The sequence below is a fragment of the Streptomyces sp. NBC_01410 genome (assembly GCF_045040195.1).
Classification (GTDB): domain Bacteria; phylum Actinomycetota; class Actinomycetes; order Streptomycetales; family Streptomycetaceae; genus Streptomyces.
This window is the reverse complement of sequence record NZ_CP109530.1, coordinates 7,232,463-7,258,900: the sequence shown is the minus strand read 5'-3', so window position 1 is coordinate 7,258,900 and position 26,438 is coordinate 7,232,463. Positions and strand designations below refer to the sequence as shown.

Genomic DNA, 26,438 nt, shown 5'->3' with positions numbered 1-26,438 from the left:
GATCGCGCCGCAGGCAGCCCGCACCCTCACCCCCGCCCCGCCAACCCCGGGTGCGCGTCCTGCAATTTCCGCGGAGCCGCCTGCCGCCACGAGTCCACCAGAATCGCGTACAGCTCCTCCTCGTCCTCCAGCGCGGCCAACCGCACCCGCAGCCACGCGAAGTTGTCGTCGTGCCCCGCCCGTAGGAAGAACTTCTCCGGCTCGGCGGCGATCAGCTCCTCCCGGTCCTCCTTCGGGCACTTCACCCCCATCACCTTGTCGTCGCCGTCCAGCGAGGCGAAGATCCTGCCCCCGCTCTCCAGGCGGAACGTCGGCATGCCCCAGGCGAGCTTCTCCATCGCCCCGGGCAGCGAGAGCGCAAGTCTGCGTACGTCGTCGGCAGTGGCCATACGAAGACCGTACGACGCGGCACTGACACTCAGCGGGCACTCGCCGGGCACACCGGGCGCCCAACCGGCCGCTACCACAGAGGGCGCTCCAGCCCCAGTGACCCCCCGAGAGGCGCCGCCTACGTTGTGCGACGCAGCAAGAAAGCGCTTTCCGCCCGCCCGCGAATGTCTTCAAAGTCCCGTATGCGTGGCAGCACCCCGGGCCGCAAAGACGCAGGGGCGTGCGCCCCATGCGCCCCCTTGCAACACTTCGCGCGCCGGGTAGCACCTCCGTGCGCCGGGACTGCGGGCCTCCGCGCCCGCCTTTCGTGCTCGCATGCGTTCTTTTCGGTGTGGGTGTGTGCCGTATCGGTTCTTCCGGAGTTCCCGGATGTCGCAAATATGCCCGTCTGTGACTCGTACTTGTCCCTCAGTGCCACATGCCCACCAAACCTTTGCCGTTGGCATGTGGCAGAAAGGGGCACAGGGGGAATGCCGTACGGCAGGACCGGACAGGCCCGTACCACGCGAACCACATCCTCAATCAAACGTCAACGGCCTGTGTTCAGGCCAAAGTTGGAATCGATCTTGTGCCGCCGAAAAGCGATCAACACCATGAGGTGGTCGGCCTGTTCGGGACGAGATCACTGCCGATGCACCACCTGCTCGAACAACTGCCCGGGCAGGCGTTTCGCAGAGGAGGACTCGCGATGGACGGCTACTTCGCCAGTCGACTGCATCACCAATTACGCGACCATGTCCGCGAGTTCGCCGAGACCGAGGTACGTCCACGGATCCCGGCGATGGAGACCGCCCGCTCGGTCCACCGCGAACTGTCCCGGCTGATAGCCCGCCAGGGCTGGCTCGGCGCGACGATCAGCAAGGAACACGGAGGCATGGGGGTCGGGCATCTCGCCAAGACCATCATCATCGAGGAACTGTCCAGGGTCAGCGGGGCGATGGGCGCGATGGTGCAGGCCTCGCAGCTCGGCGTCGCCAAGATCATCCACTTCGGCAGCGACGAGCAGAAGAAGACCTGGCTCCCCGCCATCGCGGCCGGCGACTGTCTGCCGACGATCGCCGTCACCGAACCCGAGTCCGGCGGCCATGTGCTGGGCATGAGCGCCACCGCCGTACGGGACGGCGACGACTACGTTCTCAACGGCCGAAAAGTCTATGTGGGCAACAGCCATGTCGGCGATCTGCACGGCGTCGTGGTGCGGACCGCTCCGGGTTCCAAGGGGCTGACGGCCTTCCTGGTGGAATCGGACCGCCCCGGGTGCGCCGTCGGCGAGCAGCGGCCCGCCATGGGGCTGCACGGCTTCAGCTTCGGCGAACTGCACTTCCACAACTGCCGCGTCCCCGCGCCGAACCGGCTCGGCGAGGAGGGCGACGGACTTGCCGTGGCCTACTCCTCCAGCGTGCTCTACGGACGGGCCAACCTCACCGCCGTGTCGCTCGGCATCCATCAGGCGATCCTTGAGGAAACCTCGCGCTTCTGCGCCGAGCGCCAGCGCTACGGCAATCCCCTGCACCATCTGCAGTCGGTCAAGCTGAAGTTGGGGAAGATGCAGTCGCGGCTGATGACCGCACGGCTCGCCGCGTATCACGCGGTGCATCTGCTCGACCGGGGGCTGCCCTGCGACGCGGAGCTCATGAACGCGAAGCTGGTCAATGTCGAGTCGGCGATCGACACCGCGCGCAACGCCATGGAGGTGCATGCCGCGGCCGGGCTCTTCACCGACCGCCCCATCGAACGGTATCTGCGGGACGCTCTCCACATGTTCGCCCCCGCGGGCACCTCCGACATCCAGCTGCTCCGCCTGGCGGAGGTGGCGCTGGGCACGTCGAAGGGCGAGTGGTCGGACCGGCTGTCCGACGCGGTGAGGCTGGAACCGGCGGTCTGACCGGCCCTGAGCTCCGCCCCGGGCCCGGGGTTACGCCCCCGAGAGGCGTACCCCGGGGTCTCGGGGCAACCCCGCTAAATCCGGCCATCCTCGCGGCGGTGGATCTGCTCGATCAGCTCCGCCGCCAGCGACTTGATCGTCTCCAGGCCCGCCCGCCCCCACGGCCGCGGCTCCGTGTCCACGACACAGATCGTGCCCAGCGCGATCCCCGTACGGTCGATGAGCGGCGCCCCGAGATAGGAGCGGATGCCGATCTCGTCGACGACCGGGTTGCCCGCGAACCTCGGATAGTCGCAGACGTCCTCCAGGACGAGCGCCTTGCGCCGTACGACCACATGCGGGCAGTAGCCGTGGTCGCGCGCCATGAAACGGCTGACCCCGCCGTCCCCCGCCGCGGCCGCCGCCCCCAGATCGCTGCCGGTGTGCATACCGGAGGGGGTGTGCAGCCCCGCGAAGAACTGCCGGTGCTCGTCAATGAAGTTGACCATGGAGAACGGCGCCCCGGTCACCTCCGCGAGCTTGTGCGCGAATTCGTCGAAGGCGGGGTCCGGCCGGTCCCCGAAGCCGAGCTGGCGCAGCCGCCGCACGCGGACGGGCGCCTCGCGGTCGACGGGGGTCAGCAGCAGATGGCCGGTCGGGTCGTACGTCATATCTGTGCTCCGTAGCTCGGGGCCGGCGCGGCCGGCGCCGGGGTCGTGGTGAGCAGATGCTGGACGAGGGTGACCAGTGTTCCTATCCCCGAGCTGGCGATACGTGCGTCGCACAGGACGACCGGCACCTCCGGCTTGAGGTCGATCGCGGCCCGTACCTCATCCGGTTCATAGCGGTAGGCGCCGTCGAACTCGTTGACGGCGACGACGAATCCGATGCCGCGCCGCTCGAAGAAGTCCACGGCCGAGAAGGAGTCCTCGAGTCGGCGCGTGTCGGCGAGCACCACCGCTCCGAGGGCGCCCTCGGAGAGCTCGTCCCACATGAACCAGAAGCGCTCCTGGCCGGGTGTGCCGAACAGATAGAGCACATGGCTCCGGTCCAGCGTTATCCGGCCGAAGTCCATGGCGACCGTCGTGGTGGTCTTGGACTCGATGCCGTCGAGTCTGTCGGTCGCCACGCTGACCTGGGTCAGCAGTTCTTCCGTACTGAGGGGTTCGATCTCGCTGACCGCCCCCACAAAGGTCGTCTTGCCCACCCCGAATCCGCCCGCGACCAGGATCTTCAGAGCGGTTGGGAAGAGGTCGTCGACTTCAGAGCCGTCGTCGTAGGCCATCGAGCACCGCCTCCAGCAATGAACGGTCCGTGAGTGAGTCGTTGCAGCGCGGCGCCCGCGCAGTGACCGCGCCACAGTCCACCAGATCGGAGAGCAGCACCTTGGTGACGACCGCCGGAAGCCTGAGATGTGCGGAGATCTCGGCCACCGACGTCGGCCCGTCGCACAGGCCGAGCGCCGTGGCGTGCTCGGGTCCTAAGTGCGTCTGCGGCACGGTCCCGGTCGCCATCACGAGGGAGAGCAGGTCCAGTGCGGCCGTCGGACGGGTGCGGCCGCCGCTCACCGTGTACGGGCGGATGAGCCGGCCGGCCGCGTCGTCGAGCAGTGGCCCGTCCTTGGGGGACGGCACTTTCACTGCCCCGCGGCACTCGGCGCCCCGGCCGAATGTCTGGCGGGCGTGGTCAGATACGGCCGTACGCTCTTGACCAGCATCGCCATCTCGTATCCGAGGACCGCGGCGTCCGCCTCCCGCCCGGCGAGCACGGCGAGACAGGTGCCGGAACCCGCCGTGGAGACGAACAGCAGAGTCGAGTCCAGTTCCACCACCACCTGGCGCACCTCTCCCCCGTCACCGAAGCGCGCTCCGGCGCTGCGGCCCAGGGAGTAGAGGCCGGAGGCGAGCGCCGCCATGTGGTCGGCGCTGTCGGGGTCCAGGCCGTGCACGGATTTCACCAGCCCGTCGGAGGAGAGCAGTACCGCGTTCCGGGTGTACGGCACGCGCTGGACCAGGCCGCTGAGCAGCCAGTCGAGGTCCGAGGCATGGCCGTTCGGCACATCGCTCACCATGGTGATCTACTCCTTGGAGGTGTTGTCGTGGCGCTGCGGGTCAGGCAGCGGCGCGCTGTCAGCGAGGGGCTGGGACTCTGCCAGTCCGATGCCTCGCTGGAAGGCCGCCATCAGGCCAGGGTCGTGGAGGGCGTGATCGTCGTCCTTGCGGGGCGCGGGGGCGTCCCGCAGCTGGGGGACGAGGTGCTCCTGGCTGCGGCGCTTGGGCAGTTGGGGGCGGCCCATGGTGCCGCGCACCACATCGGGGGCCTCGGCGGGTGAGCTCGGCGCGGGTGCGGCGTGGTTGACGCTGCCGTGGTTGACGCCCGCATGGCTGATGTCCAAGTGACTGGCACCGGGGGTGGCTGACGCCGGGTTGGGGCGGTCCGCGTGTTCTCCCCGTACGGGGAGGGGGCCCGAGCCGAAGGTGGTGGCGTGCGCCGGCTCCCGCTGCGGTTGCCTCTGTTGCTGCTGTGGCAGCTGCGGGGGGGAGTGGGGCTGCTGCGGAATCGGCGGGCGTACCGCGGTCGCCTGGGTGATGCTCGTCTCTCCCCTGGGGCGCGCCGCGGCTTCGGACGCGGCGGCCGCGGCGTTGTGCTGGAGCGCGTCGGGCTCGGCGCCGAGGAGCCCCTGCGGGAGTACGAGGACGGCCTGGACGCCGCCGTAGATGTTGGACTGCAGGCGTACCGCGATGCCGTGCCTGCGGGCCAGCGCCGAGACGACGAAGAGGCCGATCCGCCCGTCCTGCAGCAGATGGGCGACGTTCACCTGGTCGGGGTCGGCGAGAAGGGCGTTCATTCTGTTCTGCTCGTCCACCGGCATACCGAGGCCGCGGTCCTCGACCTCGACGGCGAGTCCGGCCGTGACGTGCTGGGCTCGCATCAGCACCTGGGTGTGCGGGGCGGAGAACAGGGTGGCGTTCTCGACCAGTTCGGCCAGCAGATGGATCACATCGGCGACGGCGTGGCCGCGCAGTGTGCCGTCGATCGGCGGCACCAGCTTGACCCGGGGATACTGCTCCACCTCCGCGATCGCGGAGCGCAGCACCTCCGTCATGGTGACCGGGTTGGACCACTGCCGCCGGGAGATCGCGCCGCCGAGGACGGCGAGGTTCTCCGCGTGCCTGCGGATGCGGGTGGCGAGGTGGTCGACATGGAAGAGGCCCTTGAGCAGCTCCGGGTCCTCGACCTCGTTCTCCAGCTCGTCGAGGAGCTGGATCTCCCGGTGGACCAGCGACTGGAGCCGCCGGGCCAGATTGACGAAGACCTCGACCTTCTGTTCGTTGCCGACGCTGCTGGAGAGCCGGGAGGCCTGCACCACGGCCGCCACGGCGGCGTCGTGCGAGCGGCTCAGCTCCTGCGTCAGCAGGTCGAACTCGTCGCCGTCGAGGGGCGCGGGCAGGGGGGAACGGCGCGCGGGCGGCCCCTCTCCCCGTCTGAGCTGCTCGACGACCGTCTGCAGATCGGCCTGCCCGCGTGCGGACGAGCGGCGCAGGGCCGCACAGCGGTCCAGTACGGATTTGGCCGTGCGGTCCGCGCCGATGGCCGCCGCGGCGACCGCGGCGATGGCGAGCGCGGCGGCACCGGCCAGTACGGCCCAGAGTTCGACGGTGGGCCGCAGACCGGCGGCGTGGATCGTGAAGAGCACGGCAGTCGCTCCGCTGAGGGCGACGACGGCCGCCGGCAGCACTGCGGTGCGTTGGAGTTGAGGGCGTATACGGGCTTCCGGCGACGGCGGCACGGGTTGCGACCTTCCGGCTGGCGACAGGGAGCGTGCGCCTGGCCGGCCATGGCGCCCGCCCTCCCGGCGGTCCGGCCGCGCGGCGGGTGCGCGTAATTGAGACATCAGCATCCTTGGTACGTGGGGCCCCAGGAATCGGCGTACTGCAATGCAAGTGGTCAGCTTCGGCTCGACGATAGGCTCGGCGTACGCAGAAAAAGCCCATCGTGGATCACCGGGCACACACGGTAGTCGCCAAGAGGGCACGTGCGGGGGGCAGTTGACAAACTTGCCTGCTATTCATTCCCGCTCTGGTATGACCCTTCGCACGGCAGGCCGAAAACGCGCCCCCGCCAGGCGTGTCGGCGGGAGCCCCAGGACGCGTCGGCGATCAGGCGGTCGGCGCCACCTCGGGGCCCCTGCCCTTGTCGCCGGAGGCGGCCCAGCCCTGGGCGGGCGCGGTCGCCGCAGCGCGCCACCACAGCTCGGACGGAACACTCTCGCCCGTCGGCTCGAAGGGCTCGCCGGGCCGCGGCAGCGCGACACGGGCGCCTTCCGCAGCGGCCGCGGCGACCGTGCCCTCCCCGGGCTCGGCCCACGGGTGCGGCGCGAGATTGAACGTGCCCCAGTGGATCGGCAGCATCGCACCGGACGGCTCGCCGCCCTGGAGATCGAGGTGGGCGCGCATGCCCTCGGCCGGTGTCATATGGATGTCCGGCCAGTATTCGCTGTACGCACCGATCTGGATCATGGTGGCGTCGAAGGGGCCGTGCTCGGCGCCGATGTCCTTGAAGCCGGGGAAGTATCCGGTGTCACCGCTGTGGTAGACGCGGTGCTCGGGGCCCGCGACGGCCCAGGACGCCCAGAGCGTGTGCTGCTGATTGCGGATTCCGCGGCCGCAGAAGTGCCGGGCCGGGGTCGCGGTCAGCCGCAGGCCCGCCACCTCCGCCGACTCGTTCCAGTCCAGCTCGCGCAGCCGGTCGGCGGGCACGCCCCAGTGCTCCAGGTGAGCGCCGACGCCGAGAGGCACCGCGAAGATCGTGTCGGTGGAGGCCAGCGCCCGGATGCTGGGCAGATCAAGGTGGTCGTAGTGGTCGTGGGAGATCACGACGACATCGACCGGGCCGAGGGCCGCGAGCGACACGGGCACGGGGTGCAGCCGCTTGGGACCGGCGAAGGGGAAGGGGGAGCAGCGCTCGCCCCAGACCGGGTCGAAGAGCACCCGCCGCCCGTCGATCTCCGTGAGGACGCTGGAGTGTCCCATCCAGGTGAGCCGCAGCCCGGAGGCGGGCGGTTTGGCCAGGTCGGCAAGGGTGGTGGCATGCAGGGGCACATGCCCGACCGGGGAGCGGCGGGCCCGCGCCTCCTTGCGGAAGTAGATCTTGGCGAACTCGATCATGGAACCGCCGGACGGCCTGGTCCTGGCTCCCACGGGGTTCTGGAAGACGCCGTCGGAGAAGTTCGGTGAGCGCTTTATCCGCTCCCACCGCTCGCCGGACGGGTCGGCGCCGAAACCAGCCGGCCGGAGCGCGCGCAGCCGGGATCTCAGCGGGTTGTGGGGGCCAGTGCCAGTCACGGCACCTCCTGAGGTCGGTGTGGTGTCTTCATTATGAGCGTGGGGTCCGACAGTGGTCAGCCTCGGGGCTGGCCGTAGGCCCGTTCCACCCGGAGCCTGAGCACAAGGCGTTTGTCGCGGACCATGGCACGGCGGTAGTCGTCCCAGTCCGGGTGCTCGCCGCTGACGTCGCGGTAGAGCGTGATCAGTTCCTCGACCGTTTCGTCGTACGGATCGGCCGCGACCTCGGAGAGCTCGGCGGTGCCCTCGGCGACGGTCCAGGCCCAGCGGTCCCGGCTCGTGACGTGGTACGAGGCGCGGGGGTCGCGGCGCAGGTTCGCGGTCTTGGCGCGGCCGTCCGTGAGCGACACCCGGATGGTCCGCTCCTTCGGATAGTAGAAGTGGTTCACATTGGAGAGCTGGGGCCTGCCGTCCCGCTTGAGGGTGACCAGCACCCCGCCTTTGTGTTCGGCGACCAGCCTGAGCAAGGCGTCCTGCTGCGCACTTTCCGTCATGACCAGGCAACGCCCGTCCCGGTGCCGGTGTTCCTGAAGATCTTTTCCCGGCCGCGGTCCGTGATGTCACATCCGGCCGCACCCCGTCCGTCGTAGGCGTGAAAGGACATCGTCCACAGCTCAGGAGGCCCGTCATGGCCCGTATCTCCCTCACCCCGCGCCGTTCGCCGCTCTTCCGACTCACCGAGTGGTACTCCAGGCGCGTGTACGGAAAGGTGCTCGACCCCGCCCGGGCGCTGGCGCACAACCCACGGGTGCTCTGGAGCGATCTGCGTTTCGAGCAGTCGGTGGCGAAGTGGAAGCACCTCGACGCCGATCTGAAGGCGCTGGCCGAGATGGCGTCGGCCGCGTCGATCGGGTGCAGCTGGTGCATGGACTTCGGCCACTGGGTGAGCCGGGAGCGCGGCATGGACGTACGCAAGCTGCACGATGTGCCGGTGTGGCGCGAGAGCGACGCGTACACCGCGCTGGAGCGCGATGTCATGGAGTACGCGGAGGCGATGACCGCGAATCCGCCCGAGGTCGAGGACGAGCAGGCCGCGCGGCTGCTCGCGACGCTGGGCGAGGCCGCGTTCGTCGAGCTCACGGCGATTGTGGCGGTGGAGAACCTGCGCTCGCGGATGAATTCGGCGCTCGGTCTGACGAGCCAGGGGTTCAAGGACCACTGCGAGATTCCGGCCCGCGGGGCGGTGCCCGGGTCCGCCTCCGTCTGACCGCCCGCTCGCTGCCTGGGCATCCGCCCGGTCCGCCGGGCGGATGACCGGGCGGGGCAAGTTGACGATCATGTTGACACAGGAGCCCGCGCCTCCAGATACTGACCGACGGTTCAGTTACTCCGTCCTCGTCGTGCCTGGAGGCACCATGTCCGAGCTCCCCACCGAGCTGGTCCCGATGACCGCCCTGGCGACCACCGAGCCGGGCATGTGACATGGCGTCGACGGCTGTGACGGGCGGCGAGGCCGTCGTCCGGGCACTGACAGCACACGGCGTCACCCAGGCCTTCGGGATTCCGGGCACGCACAATCTGGAGATCTACCGGCATCTCGCCGCTTACGGAATCGCCCATGTGACGCCGCGTCATGAGCAGGGCGCGGGATACGCGGCCGACGCGTACGCCCGGGTCAGCGGGCGGCCCGGGGTCGCGATCACCACCACGGGACCCGCACTGCTGAACATCGCGGCGGCGGTCGGCCAGGCGTACTCCGACAGCGTGCCGCTGCTCGTGGTCTCGCCCGGGATGCCACTGCGCCACCCGCGCCAGTCGACCGGCCTGCTGCACGAGATGCGCAGCCAGACGGAGGCGCTGCGGGGCGTCGCCGCGTTCAGCCACCGGGTGTCGACGGCCGACGAGATCGGCGCCGCGGTCGCGCGGGCGTTCACGCTCTTCGCCACCGGGCGGCCGCGGCCGGTGCACATCGAGATTCCGCTCGATCTGCTGGAGACCGCGGAAAAGGCGGGTGAGGTACGTGGCGCCCCGGCGGCCGGGACCTTGATCCCCCCGGCGACCGGGTTGCGGGAGGCCGCCGACGCCCTGCGGACGGCGAGCAGGCCGGCGCTCGTGCTGGGCGGCGGGGCGCGCGGCGCGGCGGGTGAACTGCTCGCCCTGGCAGAGGAGTTGAGCGCTCCCGTCGTCACCACCGCCAACGGCAAGGGGATCGTGGACGAGTCCCATCCACTGTCGCTGGGTGTCTCGCTGCACAGCCCGGCCGTACAGAAGTGGCTGACCGAGCGCGATGTGGTACTGGCGGTGGGGACCGAACTGGCCGAGTCCGACCTGTGGTCGGAGCCGCCGCCCCTACGCGGCACGCTGGTGCGTGTCGACGTGGACCCGGCGCAGATGTACGCGGCACTCGCGGCGGACGTCGCGCTGGTGGGCGACGCGCAACAGGTGCTCGGCGCGCTGCTGGCCGCGTGCGGGGACGCCGGAGCGGGCCGAGGGGCCGGGGGAAACGTCACCGCGCTGCGTACGGGGCGGGATGCCGTGCCGCGTGCCGTGGATCTGCGTCTCGTACGGGATTCGGGGAGCGGAGCCGACGACATCGGGGACGGCTCTCCCGGTGCCGCCGAGGAGGTCGCCACTCTGCGTCTCGCACGGGACGACGAGACCCGGGAGCGGGACGCCCGCTGGCTGCCCTACCTCCAGGCGATACGCGGCGTCCTCGACGCCGACGCCGTCATCACCTCCGACAGCGCACAGTGCTGCTACTACGGGGCCCTGCCACATCTGCCCATCGGCCCCGGCGCCCGCTATCTGCACCCCACCGGATTCGGCACCCTCGGCTACGCCCTGCCCGCGGCGATCGGCGCCAAGACCGCGCACCCGGACCGCCAGGTGATCGCGCTCAGCGGGGACGGCGGGCTCCAGGTCTCCGTGCAGGAGCTCGCCACCGCCACTCAGCTTCAACTTCCCCTGCCCGTCGTGGTGTTCGACAACGGTGGGTACGGGGAGATCCGCGACGAGATGGCCGCCCGCGGCGACGAACCGGCCGCCGTCGACTTCGCGCCCGTCGATCTGCCCGCCCTCGCCCGCGCCTACGGCGGGCACGGTGTGCACGCCCCCACCCCCGGCGCGCTCGCCACCGCACTCACCCGGGCCCTGGCCACCCCGGGCCCCACCGTGATCACCGTTCCCGAGGAGACCGTCCGATGACCACCACTCCCCTGCTGTCGCTCACCTGGACCGACCATGTCACCGGGCGCCAGGGCCATCTGGTGATCGACCGGCTCGTACGCGGGGTGTCCAGCGGAGGACTGCGTATGCGCGAGGGCTGCACGCTGGAGGAGGTGACCGGGCTGGCCCGCGGGATGACGATGAAGGAGGCCCTGCACTACAACCCGGACGGTCGGTACATCCCGCTCGGCGGTGCGAAGGGCGGCATCGACTGCGACCCGCAGGACCCGCGGGCGTACGGGATCCTCGTGCGCTATCTGCGCGCCGTGCGCCCGTACATCGAGACGATGTGGACCACCGGCGAGGACCTCGGGCTCACCCAGGACATCGTCGACCGCGCCGCCGAGGAGGCCGGTCTCGTCTCCTCCATCCAGGCCGTCTACCACCTCCTCGACGACGAGGCCTCCGCGCGCAAGCGGCTCGCGGACGCCTTCGCCGTCGAGGTCGACGGCATCGGCCTCGACGAGCTCGTCGGTGGCTGCGGCGTCGCCGAGTCGGTCCTCGTCGCGCTCGACCGGGCAGGGGTGCCGCACGAGGGAACGCGCGTCTCCGTCCAGGGACTCGGCACCATGGGCGGCGCGACCGCCCGCTTCCTCGCCCGCGCCGGGCTGAAGATCGTCGCCGTCGCCGACATCAAGGGCACCATGGCCAACCCGGACGGCCTGGACGTCGACGCGCTGCTGGCCGCGCGGGACTCGTACGGCACCGTCGACCGTACGGCCCTGCGGCCCGGTGATCTGGAACTGCCGGGCGACGCCTGGCTGTCCGCCGACGCGGAGGTGCTGGTACCCGCGGCCGTCTCGTACGCCGTCGACACGGCCAACCAGGCGCAGATCACGGCTCGCCTGGTTGTCGAGGCGGCGAACATGCCGGTGCTGCCGGACGCCGAGGAGATGCTCGCGCGGCGCGGGATCACCGTTCTGCCCGATGTCGTCGTCAACTCCGGTACCAACGCGTGGTGGTGGTGGACGCTGTTCGGGGACATCGACGCCGACGCGGACGAGGCGTTCGCCTACACCCGCCGCTCGATGAGGGCGCTGATCGGCCAGATGCTGGCGCGCGCCGAGGCGGACGGGACGACCCCACGCGCCGCCGCGCACGCGATCGTCGCCGACCGGCTGCCGGTCATCGCCGAGCGCTTCGGCCGGTACAGATGACGACCTCGCTCGACGCCCACTTCGACCCGCGGTCGGCCGCCGTCACCGTGAATCCCCTGCTCGCGCACCCCGGCGGGGCGCTCGCGCTCGACCACACGGTGTACGGGCCGCGTCCAAGATCGGCTGTGTAGGGTGAGCACGTGGCCAGAGTCCGGTTGAACGTGGCGGAGAGGCGTGAGGAAATGCTCGGCGCCGCCGTCGAGCAGATCGAGGAACACGGTGTCGCGGCCGTACGGATCGCCGATGTCGCCTCCGCGCTGGGCGTGAGCAACGCCCTGGTCCTCTACCACTTCTCGACCAAGGAGAAGCTCGTCGCCGCGGCCTTCGCGTATGCCGCCGACGGCGATCTCGCCCATCTGCGCAAACTGCTGGGCCGCCGCACCACGGCGCTGCGCCGGCTGCGCGCCGCGGTCCGCTGGTACGCGCCGACGGGGACGGCCAAGGGCTGGCGCCTGTGGATCGAGGGCTGGGCAGCCGCACTGCGTGAACCCGCACTGCGCGAGGTGGCCCGCGATCTCGACCAGCAGTGGAAGGCCGCGCTGACCGAGGTCATCGCGGAGGGCGCGGCGGCCGGCGAGTTCCCGTGCGAGGACCCGGCGGCAACGGCCTGGCGGCTGACGGCGTTTCTGGACGGGCTCGCCGTGCAGATGACCTCGTACGCGGGATCGCTCTCGCGCGCCGCGATGCTGGAGTGGACCGACGAGGCGCTGGCCCGTGAGCTCGGTGTGGAACGCGAGGCGCTGACAGCCGTCGCTCGCTGACCCCGCCCGCCGCTACGCCGACCCGGCTGGGCAGTCATACTGGGCGACTGTGTCTCACCCCTCGCAGCATCAGCAGACCGATCAACTCCCCTACAACACACAGGATGTGCTGGTCGTCGGCGGCAGCGGCGTCGACACGGTCGTCCGCGTCGACTCCCTGCCGGTTCCGCTCGTCGACTCCGTCGGCGTCGGCCCGATCCGCGAATGGCCCGGCCACACCGGCGGCAATGTGGCACTCGGGTGCCGGGCACTGGGACTGAAGGTCACGCTCCTCGACTACATCGGCGACGACTGGCCCGGACGCCAGGTCCAGGACCGGCTCGCCGCGGGCGGGGTGGACTTCGAGCCGCTCATCTCCCCCGCCGGTACCCGGCGCGCGGTCAATCTCGTCGATCCCTCGGGCCGCCGGATGTCGTTCTACGACGCCCGCGATCCTGAGGAGTTGCGCATGCCGCGCGAGGTCTACCTTCCCCATCTGCGCCGGGCCCGCCATGTCCATCTCTCGATCGTGAACTTCGCGCGGTTCCTGTACGACGACATCGAGAAGCTGGGCGTCCCGGTCTCCACCGATCTGCACGACTGGGACGGACTGGCCGACCACCACCGGGAGTTCGCGCTCCGCTCGGACCTGGTCTTCCTCAGTGCGGCGGGCGCGGGCGAGCGGATCGCGTCGGTGATGCGGGAGATCCTGCGCGACGGACGGGCCGAGGCCGTGATCGCGACGGCCGGTGCGGGAGGCTCGTATCTGCTGACCCGCGACGGCAGCAGCACCCCGCGGCCGGTCCCCGCGGTGGCGCCGCCCGCCCGGGTGGTGGACTCCAACGGCGCGGGCGACGCGTATGTCTGCGGCTTTCTCTACGGGCGGCTGGCGGGCCGTGATCTGGAGCAGAGCGCCCGGCTCGGCGCGCTGGCGGGCGCGCACGCCTGTACGGGCGAGGGCAGTACGGCGCTGATCGGCGCGGCGGAACTCCTGGCGGCACAGATCTGACAGTCAGCTGCGGGGCCGCCGGACCGACCCCGTGTTCACCCCGCCGCTGTCACAGGGGCAGCAGATTCGGCCGCTTGGCCTCCACGTGGTCGCCGGAGCTCTCGCCGCGCAGCCGGCGGCCGATCCACGGCACCAGATGCTCCCGCGCCCACTGGATGTCGTCGCGGCGCACTTCGAGCGTGCCACGGGGCGGCAGCGGCGGCCACGGCTGGTCGGGGTCGGCGGGCACCTCGATGCCGAGGACCTGGGCGGCTCGCAGCGCGACCCGGGTGTGCCCCTCGGGCGACAGATGGAGCCGGTCGGCGTCCCAGGCGCGCCGGTCCTGGACGGACCTGAGCGACCACAGATCGAGTACGGGACAGTCGTAACGGTCGGCGATGGCCCGTACATGCGCGGTGTACATGGCGATCTTGCCGCGGAGATGGCGCAGCACCGGCACGCCGCGGGTGTCGAAGCCCGTGGTCACCATGACCGTCCCCACGGCGCCGGTGAGGTCGGCGACCGCGCGCTCGAAGCGCTCGGCCACGTCGTCCGGGTCGGTGCCGGGCCGGATGATGTCATTGCCGCCGGCGCAGAACGTCACGAGGTCCGGGGCCAGTTCCCTCGCCCTTGGCACCTGTTCCGAGACGATCTGGTCGAGGAGGCGCCCACGTACGGCGAGGTTGGCGTACCTGAAGGTGTGCTCCGGCATCCGGTCGTCGAGCAGGACCGCGAACCGGTCCGCCCAGCCGACGTACATCCCGTCGGGACCCGGGTCGCCGACGCCTTCGGTGAAGCTGTCACCGATCGCCGCGTACGACCCGAATCCGCCGCTGATCTCTGTTCTCGAATCGTCTGCCACAAGTACTGATCCTCCCCTTACGTATGTGACCTACGCGACCGTAAGGAGGGGTTGACGAGGGGTGATCTTTGCCACCGCCCAAGATTCGTCCAGGGCGGAATACGCCGCGTCCCCCCGCGCCGCGGGCTGCGGCACGAGGGGACGAGAGCGTGATCGCCGCGTCGGACGGGCGTCAGACGGTGACGCCGTGCTGGCGCAGGTAGGCCAGCGGGTCGACGTCCGAGCCGTAGCTCGGGCCGGTGCGGATCTCGAAGTGCAGGTGCGGTCCTGTGGAGTTGCCGGTGGAGCCGGAGAGGCCGATCTGCTGGCCGCCGCTCACGCTCTGGCCGGCGGAGACGGCCAGGGAGGAGAGGTGGGCGTACTGCGAGTAGCTGCCGTCGCCGTGCTGGATGACGACCTCGTTGCCGTACGCGCCGCCCCACCCGGCGGAGACGACGGTGCCCGGGCCGACGGCCTTGACCGTGGTGCCGGTGGAGGCCGCGAAGTCCACACCGGTGTGGTAACCGCTGGACCACATCGAGCCGGAGAGGTGGTACGGCGTGATGACGGTCGCGCCGTCGAGGGGGGTCGTGAACCCGGAGCTGCTGGTCTGCGGGGCGCTCTTCGCCGAGCCGGAGTCCGTGGAGGCCTTGGAGGCGGCCTTGGACACGGTCTTGGCGGCGGCCTTGGTGACAGCCTTGGACGCGGTCTTGGCGGCGGTCCGGTCCTGGCTCTTCTCGCGGTGCTGCGACTTCTCGGGAGCCTTCGCCTTCGCTGTGGTGCCGAGGGTGAGCTTGAGGCCCGGGTGGATCAGCGAGGGGTTGTCACCGACCCGCTCGCGGTTGTCCTGGTACAGCTTCTTCCAGCCACCGCGGACATTGTGCTCGTCCGCGATCTTGGAGAGATAGTCACCGGCGACGACCGAGTACGTCGTGGGTGCGGCGGCCGGCTTGTGCGGAGCCTTGTACGCGGCGGGTGCCGCGGCGGCGGTCACTGCCGTGTGCGACGAGGTCGCGACGGGGGCGGTCTTGCCCGCGGCGTGGGCCCCGGTGGCACCCATGAGCGGGATCGCGATGGCGGCGCCACTTGTGCCCGCTGCGACGAAACCGCGGGTGATCGGGCTGGTCTTGGGACGGCGGTGCTTACCCTTTGCGGGCATGGCGCTTTCCTCTCCGGCGCCGGCGAGGTGAGCTGTCGGGTTCGGGCTGGAGATGCCCGGCCGCGCGGTTGCGCTGCTTAACCCCGAGCCGTTCCGGAAGTGCGGAATCGGCGTACTACCTGGGTCCCCCGCTCCTGCCACACGTGGGTGGGTTCGAATTCCGGGCGGCGGCAGGATTTGGCGGTCCGTCCGGATTGCCGTGAACGTAAACGAGCCGAGCCGAAAGGAACAAGCTGCCGCAATTACGGATCACGAGTCGGCGTGATATCGCCGGAGAATTCCCGTTACGCTCCGTCTATCAATGATCTTCCCCGCCCCGCCAGGCAACGGATTTCGTATCCGTCACGCCACCACACACCGTGACAAATATGATCCTGCTCACGACGCATGCCCCATCTCCATTGCAGACGGGGCAGGTTATGTCGAACCGTCCAATTCGGACAGAAGCACCATTTGATGACTATCGACCGATCAGGCTCACTTTTCCCTCGGATCTGCCATTACCGAGAAATTCCCCGGCGGCCGATTGTCCCTTTTCGGGCGTATTCTCCGTACCTGTCGGTCACGGTTACCTCTGCCCGAGCCGCCGCAGCCGGATCACCGTGGCGTCCAGATCACCCCTGAGTCCCGTGTGCAGCCCGTGGTGCAGCAGTACCGACCCACGGTGCAGGGCACCCGTGTCCGGGCACGCGTAGACCGCCGCAGGATCGAGACCGCGCAGCCTGAGCCGCGGCGGCTGTTCGCCGTAGTGCTGCGCCTGGAGCCAGGCGAGGACGACGTGTGGAGTGCGTAACTGCTCGCCGACAGATCGAAATGATTGCCCGCTAAAGCGATGTCGTATCGTCGGGAAAGCGCCATCGTCGGCGAGGAGCGCCGACGGCAGTCACCTCAGGAGCCCACGTGACGCAGCAACTGCCGCAGGCCCCCTCGACAGAGCCCGAGCTGACCGGAGTGCGCAATTTCCGTGATGTGGGCGGCCTGCCGACCGTGGACGGCAGGCGGGTGCGGCACGGCCGGCTCTTCCGCAGCGGTCATCTGGCCCATGCCACCGAGTCGGACGCCTCGTTCCTCGCCACGCTCGGTCTGCACACGATCTTCGACTTCCGCAACGCGGCCGACATGCGCCTTGAGGGCCCGGACGTCGAGCTGCCCGGCGTGCGCAATGTGAATCTGCCGCTCACCGACCCGGCCGACGGCGCGGAGTTCTGGAAGATGGTCCGGGACGGCGATCTCGACCAGCTGCGCTCGATCCTCGCGGACGGGAAGGCGGCCGGCCGGATGTCGGCGTCGTACCGGAGGATCATCAAGGAGCGCACCGCCGAGCACAGCAGGGTCCTGCACGCGCTGGCCGAGGACAGCGTCCCGGCGCTGATGCACTGTGCGGCGGGCAAGGACCGCGCCGGTCTGTCCATAGCGGTCTCGCTGCTCGCGGTCGGTGTCGAGCGGGACGCCATCGAGGCCGACTACCTCAAGTCCAATGACCCGCACCGCCGTTATCTGGTCCGCCGGGGCGACAATTCTCCGGCCGCGATGTCCCCCGAAGTGATGCAACTGCTCGCCCCGCTCTTCGACGCGCGCGCCGAGTATCTGAACGCGGCCTTCGAAACGATCCAGCAGACCTGGGGCGACACCGAGCGCTACCTCAGCGAGGGCCTGAACGTGAGCGCCGAAACCCGCGAGCGGCTGCGCGAGCGCCTCCTCGACGAGGCGTGAGCCACCGGCCGCCTAACTCTTGTCGCCGAGCGTGAACAGCAAATACAGGAACGCGGCGAACAGATGGCCCGCCACCAGATAGGCGAAGAGCCGGATCACGAGTCCTCGGGGGAACTTCCTCTCTTCATTGTGCTGGGACATGGCGGGCCTTTCGCGTGTGTCAGGCATGCGGATGGATGTCGGGGCTCTGCAGCAGCGTGTGTACGAACAGGAGCTCCGCCCCTTCGCGTGTGGCCGCGGCGATGCGGTGCGGGGTCTGGGAGTCGAAGTGCGCGCTGTCCCCGGGGCTCAGCTCGTGCACGGCGTCCCCGAGCGCCAGCCGGAGCCGCCCGTCGAGCACGTACAGCCACTCCTCGCCCGGGTGCACCCGCACCAGGTCGCCCTGGGATCCGTACGGCACGACCAGCCGCAGGGCCTGCATGGCCCGGCCGGGGCCCCCGGCCCGGTGGTAGGTCCAGCCGTCGGCCGACGAGGGCTCGTTGCGCCCGGCGCGGATGATCGGCTCGCGCTCGGGCGCCGACTCGCCGAGGAGTTCGGCGACGGTCGTACCGTAGATGCGGGCGAGACCCAGCAGCATCGGCAGCGAGGGCTGGCGGCGGCCCGTCTCGAGCCGGGACAGATGGGCGGGGGAAAGCCCCGCGCGCTCGGCGGCGGCCTCCAGGGTGAGACCACGGCGGCGGCGCAGTTCGCGCAGCCGCGGTGCGACATCGGGCAGCCCGTCAGCCGCCGCTGCGGCAGGATTGGTCATACGTCCATTGCGCCAGGATGCTGCCTCTGAGACAAATTTCTTGCCCCAGAGGCAAAAGGATCAGCGATTCGCGACAGCCTGCTTGACCAGGGTCTTGCCGAAGTCCCACATCAGCCCGCCACCGCCGTGGGCATCGTCCATCACGGCCGTGAACGCCTCCACGAACCGTTCCACCTCCCGCTCGCCGATGGTCAGCGGCGGAATCAGCTTGATCACTTCCATATGGTCGCCGGAGACCTGGGTCAGGATCCGGTGCTTCTGCAGCAGCGGCACCACGACCATCTGCGCGAACAGGCCCTTGCGGGCCGCCTGAAGCATGGTCCAGCGGCTGCGCAGCTTGATCGAGTCAGGCCGGCCGAACTCGATGCCGATCATCAGGCCGCGACCGCGCACCTCGTGCAGCAGCTCATAGCGGTCGACGAGCGCGGCAAGGCGGGAGCGCAGCAGATCTCCGGTCACCCTGGCGTTGGCAACGATCTGCTCGTCCTCGATCACCGAGAGCACCGCGAGCCCGGCGGCCATCGCCTGGGCGTTGGATCCGAAGCTCGCCGAGTGCACAAGGACCCGGTCCATCGAGGAGTAGACCTTCTTGAAGATCCAGTCCTTGCCAAGAGTGGCCCCGACAGGTACGTATCCGCCCGAGAGCGCCTTCGCGACACAGACCAGGTCCGGCTCGACCCCTTCCTCGTGCTGGTAGGCGTAGAAGTCGCCGGTCCTGCCGAGGCCGGTCTGCACCTCGTCGGCGATCAGCAGGGCCTTGTGCTTGTGAAGCAACTCCTGGGCCGCGTAAAGGAATCCGGGCGGGGTCGCGTGCACCCCCTTGCCCTGGACGGGCTCCACGACGAAGCCCGCCACATCGCCGCGCTTCAACTCCCGCTCCAGCGCGGCCAGATCGCCCATCGCGATCGCGGTGTCGGGCAGCAGCGGCGCGAATCCGTCCCGGAAGCCCGCCTCGCCGTTGACCGACAGGGACCCGGTGGTGAGCCCGTGGAAGGCGTGGGAGCAGTAGACGACCCTCGGCTTCCCGGTCGCGTACCGGGCGAACTTGAGGGCGGTCTCCACCGCTTCCGTACCGCTGTTCCCGAAGAACACCCGGTCCAGGTGCGGGCTGTGCGCCAGCAGCTTCTCGGCGAGCAGTCCCGGCAGCGGCTGGCAGTCGAAGCGGGTGAGGTCGGCGAGTGAGGCGTCCAGGACGTCGTGCAGCGCTTTGCGTACGACGGGGTGGTGCCTGCCGAGCCCCATCACCCCGAAGCCCGCGAGCATGTCGAGATAGTCGTTGCCCTCGGAGTCCCAGAAGTACGCGCCCTCGGCCCGCTCGTAGACCTTGTCGAAGCCGATGGTGTGCAGCATGCGCGGCAGCTGGTGGTTGAGATGTCTGGCGTGCAGCTCGTAGCGCTCGCCTCCGCGCTCGGCGAGCAGCTGGGCCAGGTCGAACTCCTTGCTCATTGACCGTTCTCCTTGACTGCCATGGCAGCGCTGATCCGTCCCGCGATCTCCACCGGCGTGAGCCCGATGTCGGCGAGCACCTCGCCGCGCTTGGCGTGGGCGAGGAACTGCTCGGGGATACCGAAGGTACGCAGCGGCACATCGACGTCCGCGTCCCGCAGTGCCTGCCCGACGGCCGAACCGACGCCGCCGTTGCGGCTGTTGTCCTCGACCACGGCCACCAGCCGGTGCTGGGCGGCGAGCGGCGCGAGCTGTTCGTCGACGGGCTTGACCCAGCGCGGGTCCACGACGGTGCATGCGATGCCGCGCCCCCGGAGCAGTTCCACGGCCTGCAGACATACCGACGCCAGGGCTCCTACGGACACCACAAGCACCTCGGGCTCGATGTCCCGGTGCAGTACGTCCATCCCGCCGATCCGGCCGATCGCCTCGACCGGTGCGCCCACGGACTCCTTCGGGAAGCGCAGCACGGTGGGCGCGTCACTGACGTCGACGGCCTCGCGCAACTCCTGGCGCAGCCGTTCGGCGTCGCGCGGCGCGGCGATCCGCAGTCCGGGTACGACCTGGAGGATCGACATGTCCCACATGCCGTTGTGGGAGGGCCCGTCGACGCCGGTGACGCCCGCGCGGTCGAGCACGAAGGTCACTCCGCACTTGTGCAGGGCCACATCCATCAGCAGCTGGTCGAACGCCCGGTTGAGGAAGGTGGCGTACACGGCGACGACCGGGTGCAGGCCTCCGGTGGCGAGCCCGGCCGCGGAGACTGTGGCGTGCTGCTCGGCGATCCCGACGTCCCACACCCGCTCGGGGAAGCGCTCGGCGAACTTCGTCAGACCGACGGGGTGCAGCATCGCGGCCGTTATCGCCACGACGTCCGGCCGCTGTGCCCCGATCTCGGCGATCTCGTCCCCGAACACCGATGTCCAGGAAGGGCCGTTGGACGGTGCGAGCGGCTCGCAGGTCAGCGGGTCCATGATGCCGACGGTGTGGAAGCGGTCGGCCTCGTCCTCCAGCGCGGGCTGGTAGCCGCGGCCCTTCTCCGTCAGGCAGTGCACCAGGACGGGCCCGTGGAATCGTTTCGCCCGGCGCAGAGCCGACTCGACGGCCGCGATGTCGTGCCCGTCGATCGGGCCGACGTACTTCAGGCCCAGATCCTCGAACATCCCCTGCGGCGCGAAGGCGTCCTTGAAGCCCTTTTTCGCGCCGTGCAGCGATTCGTACAGCGGTTTGCCGACGACGGGCGTGTGCTGGAGGACGTCCTTGCCCCAGGCCAGGACCCGCTCGTAGCCGTCGGTGGTACGCAGTGTGGCGAGGTGGTTGGCGAGGCCGCCGATGGTCGGCGCGTAGGAGCGTTCGTTGTCGTTGACGACGATGATCAGCGGCCGGTCCTTGGCCGCTGCGATGTTGTTGAGAGCCTCCCAGGCCATGCCGCCAGTGAGAGCGCCGTCCCCGATGACCGCGACGACATGGCCGCTGCTGCCGAGCACCTGATGGGCCTTGGCAAGGCCGTCGGCCCAGCCGAGCACGGTGGAGGCGTGGGAGTTCTCGATGACGTCGTGCTCGGACTCCTCGCGCGAGGGATAGCCGGAGAGCCCGCCCTTGCCGCGCAGCTTGGAGAAGTCCTGCCGGCCGGTGAGCAGTTTGTGTACGTAGCTCTGGTGCCCCGTGTCCCACAGGATGCGGTCGACGGGCGAGTCGAAGACCCGGTGGAGGGCGACGGTCAGCTCCACCACGCCCAGGTTCGGTCCCAGGTGGCCGCCCGTTCTCGCCACCGCCTGCACCAGGAACTCTCTGATCTCCTCGGAGAGTTCTTCGAGTTCCGCATCGGTCAGCGCCTTCAGATCGCGCGGCCCCCGGATGTTCTCAAGAATCGTCACGGTCGGACCCCCTTCACTTGCTGATTCAGCTCACGGTGACGGCGGGCGGACCCGAGGCCGTCCCCGCGTCCTCCATGGATTCGGCGATCTTCATCGCCTCTTCGATGAGGGTCTCGACGATCTTCGACTCGGGCACGGTCTTGATGACCTCACCCTTCACGAAGATCTGACCCTTCCCATTGCCCGACGCCACGCCGAGGTCCGCTTCCCTCGCCTCGCCGGGACCGTTGACGACACACCCCATGACGGCGACGCGCAGCGGCACCTCCATGCCCTCAAGGCCTGCCGTGACCTGGTCGGCGAGCTTGTACACATCGACCTGGGCCCGTCCGCAGGACGGGCAGGAGACGATCTCCAGGCGGCGCTGGCGCAGATTGAGCGACTCCAGGATCTGGATGCCGACCTTGACCTCTTCGGCGGGCGGGGCGGAGAGCGAGACCCGGATGGTGTCGCCGATGCCCTCGGAGAGCAGCGCCCCGAAGGCGACGGCCGACTTGATCGTCCCCTGGAACGCGGGCCCCGCCTCCGTCACCCCCAGGTGCAGCGGATAGTCGCAGGCCGCGGCCAGCTGCCGGTAGGCGTTGACCATGACGACCGGGTCGCTGTGCTTGACCGAGATCTTGATGTCGCGGAAACCGTGCTCCTCGAAGAGGGACGCCTCCCACAGCGCGGACTCGACCAGCGCCTCCGGCGTCGCCTTTCCGTATTTGGCGAGCAGCCGCCGGTCCAGCGATCCGGCGTTCACGCCGATCCGGATCGGAATCCCCGCGTCCGACGCGGCTCGGGCGATCTCCTTGACCTTGTCGTCGAACTGCTTGATGTTGCCGGGGTTCACGCGGACCGCCGCACACCCGGCGTCGATCGCCGCGAAGACGTACTTCGGCTGGAAGTGGATGTCCGCGATCACCGGGATCTGCGATTTGCGGGCGATGGTGGCGAGCGCGTCCGCGTCGTCCTGGGTGGGGCAGGCGACCCGTACGATCTGGCAGCCCGACGCGGTCAGCTCGGCGATCTGCTGCAGCGTCGCCCCGATGTCCGAGGTGCGCGTGGTCGTCATCGACTGCACCGATACGGGCGCGTCCCCGCCGACGGCGACCGGCCCGACGTGGATGCGCCGCGAGGTGCGGCGCATCGCGATCGGCCGGGCCGGCAGCTCCGGGAGCCCCAGCGCTACTGGCTCTCCTTGGGACATGACGTCACCCGCGGTTTCCCGAGACGGTGTCGCGTGCCGCCCGCAGGGACTCCTTGAGCGAGCCCATGGTGGCGAGGACGGCGGTGGGCTCGTAGCCGCAGTGCGCCATGCAGTTGGCGCAGCGCGGGTCCTTGCCGCGGCCGTACTTGCTCCAGTCGGTCTCCTCGATGAGCTCCCGGTACGTGGGGACGTAACCGTCGGCCATCAGATAGCAGGGGCGCTGCCAGCCGAAGAGCGAGTAGTTGGGGATCGCCCACGCCGTGCAGGGGAAGTCCGCCTTGCCCTCCAGGAAGTCGAGGAAGAGCGGCGAGTGGTTGAGCCGCCAGCGGCGCCGGTTGCCGCCGGCGAAGGACTTCTTGAACAGCTCGCGGGTCTGCTCGACGCCGAGGAAGTGCTCCTGGTCGGGCGCCTTCTCATACGCGTACGCGGGCGAGATCATCATCTCGTCCACCTTCAGGTCGTCATTGAGGTAATTGAGCACCTCGATGACGGTCTGCGGGGTGTCGGTGTTGAAGAAGGTCGAATTGGTGGTGACCCGGAAGCCGCGCTTCTTGGCTTCCTTGATCGCCTCCACCGCCTCGTCGAAGACACCTTCCTTGGCGACCGATTCGTCGTGCCGCTCACGCAGCCCGTCGATGTGCACGGCAAAGGCGAAGTACCGGGAAGGGGTGAAGTTCTCGATCTTCTTCCGCAGCAGCATCGCATTGGTGCAGAGGAAGACGTACTTCTTCCTCGCCACCAACTGGCGCACGATCTCATCGATCTGAGGGTGCATCAGTGGCTCGCCGCCCGCGATGGAGACCATCGGCGCCCCGGACTCCAGGACCGCCCCGACCGCCTGCGCGACCGGCATGCGCTGCTTCAGAACCCCTGCCGGGTGCTGGATCTTCCCGCACCCCTCGCACTTCAGATTGCAGGCGAAAAGCGGTTCCAGCTCGACGATGAGCGGGAACTTCTCACGCTTGCGGAGCTTCTGTTCAAAGAGGTATGTCCCGACCCTGATGGTCTGACGGAGCGGCATGGCCATCTAGCTCACCTCCTGGGGAGCAGCAAAGAACGGTGCCATTCGAAAAAAGCAGGAAGGACGGCACGAAGAACACGGAAGGCTGATATTCCACCGCGCACCGTGCCAATACGGACCAGCTCATGCTCAGGAGCGTCCACGACCACCCGGACGGCCGCAACCGGGCGGGGCCCGGCGCTCAGAGCGGTGCGGAGTGTGGCCGCGGACTCCATGTCCACGGCGATCGCCCCGCCGGCGCGCAGCTCGGCCCGTTCGTGTCCGCGGACGACATGGTCGGAGCCGGTCACCGGGCCGGTGTGCACCCTGCGTCCGGGAACCGCCCGGGCCACCGCCTTGACCAGCAGTTCCGTATCCGTACAGACCGTGGTGCCGTCGGCGTGACGGGTCTCGTCGGCGACCACCAGATCCCCGGGGTGCATCCCCGGGGCGAGCCCGGCGCAGAAGCCCGAGGCGACGACCGCCGCGTCCCGCAGTGGCTCTTCACCCAGCGCCTCGCGCACGGCACGCTCCGCGCTCTGCGGGCCCATGCCGCTGCGGAGCACGGTCACCGGACCGATTGCACCACTGCGGTCGCCGGTGCGCAGGGCGAGTTTCTCGATGCCGAGCGCACAGGCGATCAGCAGCGGCGCTGCGGAGCCGGACGGCTCCGGGGACCGGTCCATCAGCCCCCCTCTCGGTTGTCCGGGGCGCTGCCCGCACGGTCGGTGAAGGGCTCGCCGTGCACATAGCGGCCGAGCGCCGTGAGCGGGAAGACCTGCCGGTAGAGGTGGTAGTTGATCGAGAAGTCCCAGGGGAAGCCGGTGCCGGTGAAGTACGGCTCGTCCCAGGATCCGTCCGCCTGCTGGGTCTCGGCGAGCCAGGCCACGCCCCGCTCGACCGTCTTGCTCTCCCGCTCCCCCGCGGCGAGCAGCGCGAGCAGTGCCCAGGCGGTCTGGGATGCGGTGGACTCGCCGTGGCCGATCCACTTCTGCTCGCGGTAGGAGCGCAGGTCCTCGCCCCAGCCTCCGTCGTCGTTCTGGACGGATTCGAGCCAGCGCACGGCACGCCGGATCGCGGGATGCGAGAGGGGCATCCCGGCCGCGGTGAGCGCGGGGACCACCGAGCCTGTTCCGTAGACGTAGTTGACGCCCCAGCGGCCGAACCAGGCGCCGCTGGGCTCCTGTTCGGCGAGCAGCCACTCGATGCCGCGCCGGGTACGGGGGTGGTGGGCCAGGCCCTCGTGGGCCAGCATCTCGACGACATGCGCGGTGACGTCCGCCGACGGCGGGTCGATCACTTCGCCGAAGTCGCAGAACGGCAGCCGGTTGGGAAACGCGCTGGTGTTGTCGGCGTCGAAGGCGGCCCAGGCACCGTTCCTGGACTGCATGCCCATAGTCCAGCGCGCGCCCCGGCCGATCGCCGCTTCCGCCCGCTTCGGATCGGGGTGCCTGACCCGCCGCAGCGCGAGGATGACCTCGGCCGTGTCGTCGATGTCCGGGTAGTTGTCGTTGTGGAACTCGAACGCCCAGCCGCCCGGGGCGAGCCGGGGCTTGCGTACGGCCCAGTCACCGGGCCGCACGATTTCCTCGGCCAGCATCCAGTCGGCGGCCTTGACGAGTGCCGGGTGGTCGGGTGCCAGTCCCGCGTCGGCCAGCGCGATGGTGGCCAGGCAGGTGTCCCATACGGGCGACTGACACGCCTCGATCATGCGTGCGCCGTCCTCGCGCCAGACGGCGAAACGGTCCAGCGACTCCAGGCCCGCCCTCATGACGGGGTGCTGAAGGTCGTAGCCGAGCAGATGCAGGGCGATGACGGAGTACACGGCGGGCGGCTGGATACCGCCCCAGCAGCCGTCGTTCTCCTGGCGCTCGATGATCCAGCGCGCGGCCGCATTCATCGCGACCCGGCGCAGCCGGCGCGGTGCGACCTTGTGATAGGCGTGCAGCACCTTGTCGGCACGCTGGAAGAGTCCGTCCCAACTCGTGGCGGGAGCAAGGGGCCTGACGGGGTTCGGCGTCCGCGCGTCGGTGTGCAGCTCGTCGAGCGCGAACGGCGCGGGCCGCACCGGACGCATCGCCGAGACGACCGTGAGCGGCACTATCGTCTGCCGGGCCCAGCAGCCGAAGTCGTAGATGTTGAGCGGAAGCCACTTCGGAAAGAAGATCAGCTCGGGCGGCAGCTCGGGAAGGTCGTCCCACTTCCACCAGCCGAACAGGGCCAGCCAGATCCGGGTGAAGACCCGGCTCGCGGCGATGCCGCCCCGGTCCCTGATCCAGGCGGATGCGCGCGCCATGTGCGGATCGTCGGGCCGGTCACCGGCCAGCCGCAGCGCGACGTACGCCTCGACGGTGGCGGAGAGCTCGCCGGGCCCGCCGTAGAAGGTGGCCCAGGCGCCGTCGTCGCGCTGCTCGCCCCGGATGAAGCGGCCCGCCGCCTCAGTGATGCGCGCGTCCTGGATTCCGAGGAACTGACGCAGCAGCAGATCCTCGGCGTCCATCGTCACATTGGTCTCGAGGTCGCCCTTCCACCAGCCCTCGGCGTCCTGCCGGCCCAGCAGATGCTCGATCGATCGTTCCGCTGCCCGCGCCGCGGCCCGGGTGACATCGACGGCTTCGCGCGTGATGTCGGTCTGTTCACTGGCCGCGGCTGCCACGGGCCCCGCGGGCCCGCTGCTTCCGTCGGTCGTCGCTGTCATGGCTTCCCCTTCGTTGCAGTGGCTCTCTGCTGTGCTGGGGTCTCCGTCGGCCGGTGCCCGGTCTCCCGGTCGCCGGCCGGCGACTGCATGGGGGTCTGGGGGCTAGCCCCCAGAG

The 26,438-nt window shown here is 69.8% G+C and carries 27 protein-coding genes, 1 pseudogene and 1 riboswitch; of the genes and pseudogenes, 9 read left to right on the top strand and 19 right to left on the bottom strand.

The window, feature by feature from the left end:
- Positions 1 to 26 precede the first annotated feature (26 nt).
- Positions 27 to 389 (bottom strand): MmcQ/YjbR family DNA-binding protein, encoded by a 363-nt coding sequence (locus tag OG741_RS33245; protein ID WP_405603841.1) that lies wholly within the window; start codon positions 387 to 389, stop codon positions 27 to 29.
- Positions 390 to 1,078: 689 nt separating this feature from the next.
- Between OG741_RS33245 and OG741_RS33240 the strand changes: the two genes are divergently transcribed.
- Positions 1,079 to 2,275, top strand: coding sequence for an acyl-CoA dehydrogenase family protein (locus OG741_RS33240; RefSeq protein ID WP_405603840.1), 1,197 nt, complete (start codon positions 1,079 to 1,081; stop codon positions 2,273 to 2,275).
- A gap of 74 nt (positions 2,276 to 2,349) precedes the next feature.
- On the opposite strand, the gene OG741_RS33235 is transcribed toward OG741_RS33240, so the two are convergent.
- From OG741_RS33235 to OG741_RS33205, 7 genes are all read right to left on the bottom strand, one after another.
- On the bottom strand, positions 2,350 to 2,925 hold the full coding sequence (locus OG741_RS33235) for a GAF domain-containing protein (protein ID WP_324989307.1): 576 nt from the start codon (positions 2,923 to 2,925) through the stop codon (positions 2,350 to 2,352).
- Positions 2,922 to 3,539: a GTP-binding protein gene (locus OG741_RS33230; RefSeq protein WP_405603839.1), complete on the bottom strand. Its 618-nt coding sequence runs from the start codon at positions 3,537 to 3,539 to the stop codon at positions 2,922 to 2,924. Before OG741_RS33230 ends, OG741_RS33235 begins: the two co-directional genes overlap by 4 nt.
- Positions 3,517 to 3,888: a DUF742 domain-containing protein gene (locus tag OG741_RS33225; RefSeq protein ID WP_266483629.1), complete on the bottom strand. Its 372-nt coding sequence runs from the start codon at positions 3,886 to 3,888 to the stop codon at positions 3,517 to 3,519. The genes OG741_RS33230 and OG741_RS33225 overlap by 23 nt, the downstream gene beginning before the upstream one ends.
- A 2-nt stretch (positions 3,889 to 3,890) precedes the next feature.
- Positions 3,891 to 4,325, bottom strand: a complete 435-nt coding sequence (locus tag OG741_RS33220; RefSeq protein ID WP_266483627.1) for a roadblock/LC7 domain-containing protein — start codon at positions 4,323 to 4,325, stop codon at positions 3,891 to 3,893.
- Positions 4,326 to 4,331: 6 nt separating this feature from the next.
- The gene (locus tag OG741_RS33215; protein ID WP_405603838.1) at positions 4,332 to 6,149 is read right to left on the bottom strand and encodes a sensor histidine kinase; all 1,818 of its coding nucleotides are present in this window, start codon (positions 6,147 to 6,149) and stop codon (positions 4,332 to 4,334) included.
- Between the two features lie 265 nt (positions 6,150 to 6,414).
- Complete coding sequence (locus tag OG741_RS33210) at positions 6,415 to 7,599, bottom strand: MBL fold metallo-hydrolase (protein ID WP_405603837.1); 1,185 nt, start codon at positions 7,597 to 7,599, stop codon at positions 6,415 to 6,417.
- A 56-nt stretch (positions 7,600 to 7,655) separates the two neighbouring features.
- On the bottom strand, positions 7,656 to 8,093 hold the full coding sequence (locus OG741_RS33205) for a PPOX class F420-dependent oxidoreductase (protein ID WP_405603836.1): 438 nt from the start codon (positions 8,091 to 8,093) through the stop codon (positions 7,656 to 7,658).
- Between the two features lie 134 nt (positions 8,094 to 8,227).
- On the opposite strand from OG741_RS33205, the gene OG741_RS33200 reads away from it, so the two are divergent.
- The 7 genes from OG741_RS33200 (at position 8,228) to OG741_RS33170 (ending at position 13,670) form a co-directional block, all read left to right on the top strand.
- Positions 8,228 to 8,806: a carboxymuconolactone decarboxylase family protein gene (locus OG741_RS33200; RefSeq protein WP_405603835.1), complete on the top strand. Its 579-nt coding sequence runs from the start codon at positions 8,228 to 8,230 to the stop codon at positions 8,804 to 8,806.
- 70 nt (positions 8,807 to 8,876) lie between these two features.
- On the top strand, positions 8,877 to 9,020 hold the full coding sequence (locus tag OG741_RS33195) for a hypothetical protein (RefSeq protein ID WP_405603834.1): 144 nt from the start codon (positions 8,877 to 8,879) through the stop codon (positions 9,018 to 9,020).
- A 1-nt stretch (position 9,021) separates the two neighbouring features.
- Positions 9,022 to 10,743, top strand: coding sequence for a thiamine pyrophosphate-dependent enzyme (locus tag OG741_RS33190; protein WP_405603833.1), 1,722 nt, complete (start codon positions 9,022 to 9,024; stop codon positions 10,741 to 10,743).
- On the top strand, positions 10,740 to 11,921 hold the full coding sequence (locus OG741_RS33185; protein WP_405603832.1) for a Glu/Leu/Phe/Val dehydrogenase dimerization domain-containing protein: 1,182 nt from the start codon (positions 10,740 to 10,742) through the stop codon (positions 11,919 to 11,921). The genes OG741_RS33190 and OG741_RS33185 overlap by 4 nt, the downstream gene beginning before the upstream one ends.
- Positions 11,918 to 12,052, top strand: coding sequence for a hypothetical protein (locus OG741_RS33180; protein ID WP_405603831.1), 135 nt, complete (start codon positions 11,918 to 11,920; stop codon positions 12,050 to 12,052). The genes OG741_RS33185 and OG741_RS33180 overlap by 4 nt, the downstream gene beginning before the upstream one ends.
- A gap of 9 nt (positions 12,053 to 12,061) precedes the next feature.
- Positions 12,062 to 12,682, top strand: coding sequence for a TetR/AcrR family transcriptional regulator (locus OG741_RS33175; protein WP_405603830.1), 621 nt, complete (start codon positions 12,062 to 12,064; stop codon positions 12,680 to 12,682).
- A gap of 109 nt (positions 12,683 to 12,791) precedes the next feature.
- Entirely contained in the window at positions 12,792 to 13,670 is an 879-nt protein-coding gene (locus tag OG741_RS33170) for a carbohydrate kinase family protein (protein ID WP_405605900.1), read from the top strand.
- A 49-nt stretch (positions 13,671 to 13,719) separates the two neighbouring features.
- Here OG741_RS33170 and OG741_RS33165 read toward each other — a convergent pair whose 3' ends face one another.
- From OG741_RS33165 to OG741_RS33155, 3 genes and pseudogenes are all read right to left on the bottom strand, one after another.
- A complete protein-coding gene (locus tag OG741_RS33165) occupies positions 13,720 to 14,511 on the bottom strand; it encodes an SGNH/GDSL hydrolase family protein (RefSeq protein WP_405603829.1) in 792 nt (263 codons plus the stop codon).
- A 172-nt stretch (positions 14,512 to 14,683) separates the two neighbouring features.
- A complete protein-coding gene (locus tag OG741_RS33160; RefSeq protein WP_405603827.1) occupies positions 14,684 to 15,649 on the bottom strand; it encodes a peptidoglycan DD-metalloendopeptidase family protein in 966 nt (321 codons plus the stop codon).
- Positions 15,650 to 15,653: 4 nt separating this feature from the next.
- Positions 15,654 to 15,809, bottom strand: a riboswitch (cyclic di-AMP (ydaO/yuaA leader).
- Positions 15,810 to 16,217: 408 nt separating this feature from the next.
- Positions 16,218 to 16,427 (bottom strand): annotated as a pseudogene (locus tag OG741_RS33155) (GH36 C-terminal domain-containing protein); the annotation flags it as partial.
- Between the two features lie 122 nt (positions 16,428 to 16,549).
- On the opposite strand from OG741_RS33155, the gene OG741_RS33150 reads away from it, so the two are divergent.
- Positions 16,550 to 17,362 (top strand): tyrosine-protein phosphatase, encoded by an 813-nt coding sequence (locus OG741_RS33150; protein WP_405603825.1) that lies wholly within the window; start codon positions 16,550 to 16,552, stop codon positions 17,360 to 17,362.
- A 12-nt stretch (positions 17,363 to 17,374) separates the two neighbouring features.
- On the opposite strand, the gene OG741_RS33145 is transcribed toward OG741_RS33150, so the two are convergent.
- Genes OG741_RS33145 through shc form a run of 8 tightly spaced genes read right to left on the bottom strand, consistent with a single transcriptional unit; the run spans position 17,375 to position 26,323 of the window.
- The gene (locus OG741_RS33145; RefSeq protein ID WP_405603823.1) at positions 17,375 to 17,530 is read right to left on the bottom strand and encodes a DUF6126 family protein; all 156 of its coding nucleotides are present in this window, start codon (positions 17,528 to 17,530) and stop codon (positions 17,375 to 17,377) included.
- Complete coding sequence (locus OG741_RS33140; RefSeq protein WP_405603822.1) at positions 17,523 to 18,110, bottom strand: helix-turn-helix domain-containing protein; 588 nt, start codon at positions 18,108 to 18,110, stop codon at positions 17,523 to 17,525. Before OG741_RS33140 ends, OG741_RS33145 begins: the two co-directional genes overlap by 8 nt.
- A 60-nt stretch (positions 18,111 to 18,170) precedes the next feature.
- On the bottom strand, positions 18,171 to 19,556 hold the full coding sequence (locus tag OG741_RS33135) for an aspartate aminotransferase family protein (RefSeq protein WP_405603820.1): 1,386 nt from the start codon (positions 19,554 to 19,556) through the stop codon (positions 18,171 to 18,173).
- Positions 19,553 to 21,433, bottom strand: a complete 1,881-nt coding sequence (gene dxs, locus OG741_RS33130) for a 1-deoxy-D-xylulose-5-phosphate synthase (protein WP_405603818.1) — start codon at positions 21,431 to 21,433, stop codon at positions 19,553 to 19,555. The genes OG741_RS33135 and dxs overlap by 4 nt, the downstream gene beginning before the upstream one ends.
- A gap of 25 nt (positions 21,434 to 21,458) precedes the next feature.
- Positions 21,459 to 22,625 (bottom strand): flavodoxin-dependent (E)-4-hydroxy-3-methylbut-2-enyl-diphosphate synthase, encoded by a 1,167-nt coding sequence (gene ispG, locus OG741_RS33125; protein WP_405603816.1) that lies wholly within the window; start codon positions 22,623 to 22,625, stop codon positions 21,459 to 21,461.
- A gap of 4 nt (positions 22,626 to 22,629) precedes the next feature.
- Positions 22,630 to 23,652, bottom strand: coding sequence for an adenosyl-hopene transferase HpnH (gene hpnH, locus OG741_RS33120; RefSeq protein ID WP_266483575.1), 1,023 nt, complete (start codon positions 23,650 to 23,652; stop codon positions 22,630 to 22,632).
- A gap of 5 nt (positions 23,653 to 23,657) precedes the next feature.
- Positions 23,658 to 24,311: a 1-hydroxy-2-methyl-2-butenyl 4-diphosphate reductase gene (locus OG741_RS33115; protein ID WP_405603814.1), complete on the bottom strand. Its 654-nt coding sequence runs from the start codon at positions 24,309 to 24,311 to the stop codon at positions 23,658 to 23,660.
- A complete protein-coding gene (gene shc / locus OG741_RS33110; protein WP_405603813.1) occupies positions 24,311 to 26,323 on the bottom strand; it encodes a squalene--hopene cyclase in 2,013 nt (670 codons plus the stop codon). The genes OG741_RS33115 and shc overlap by 1 nt, the downstream gene beginning before the upstream one ends.
- Positions 26,324 to 26,438 lie beyond the last annotated feature (115 nt).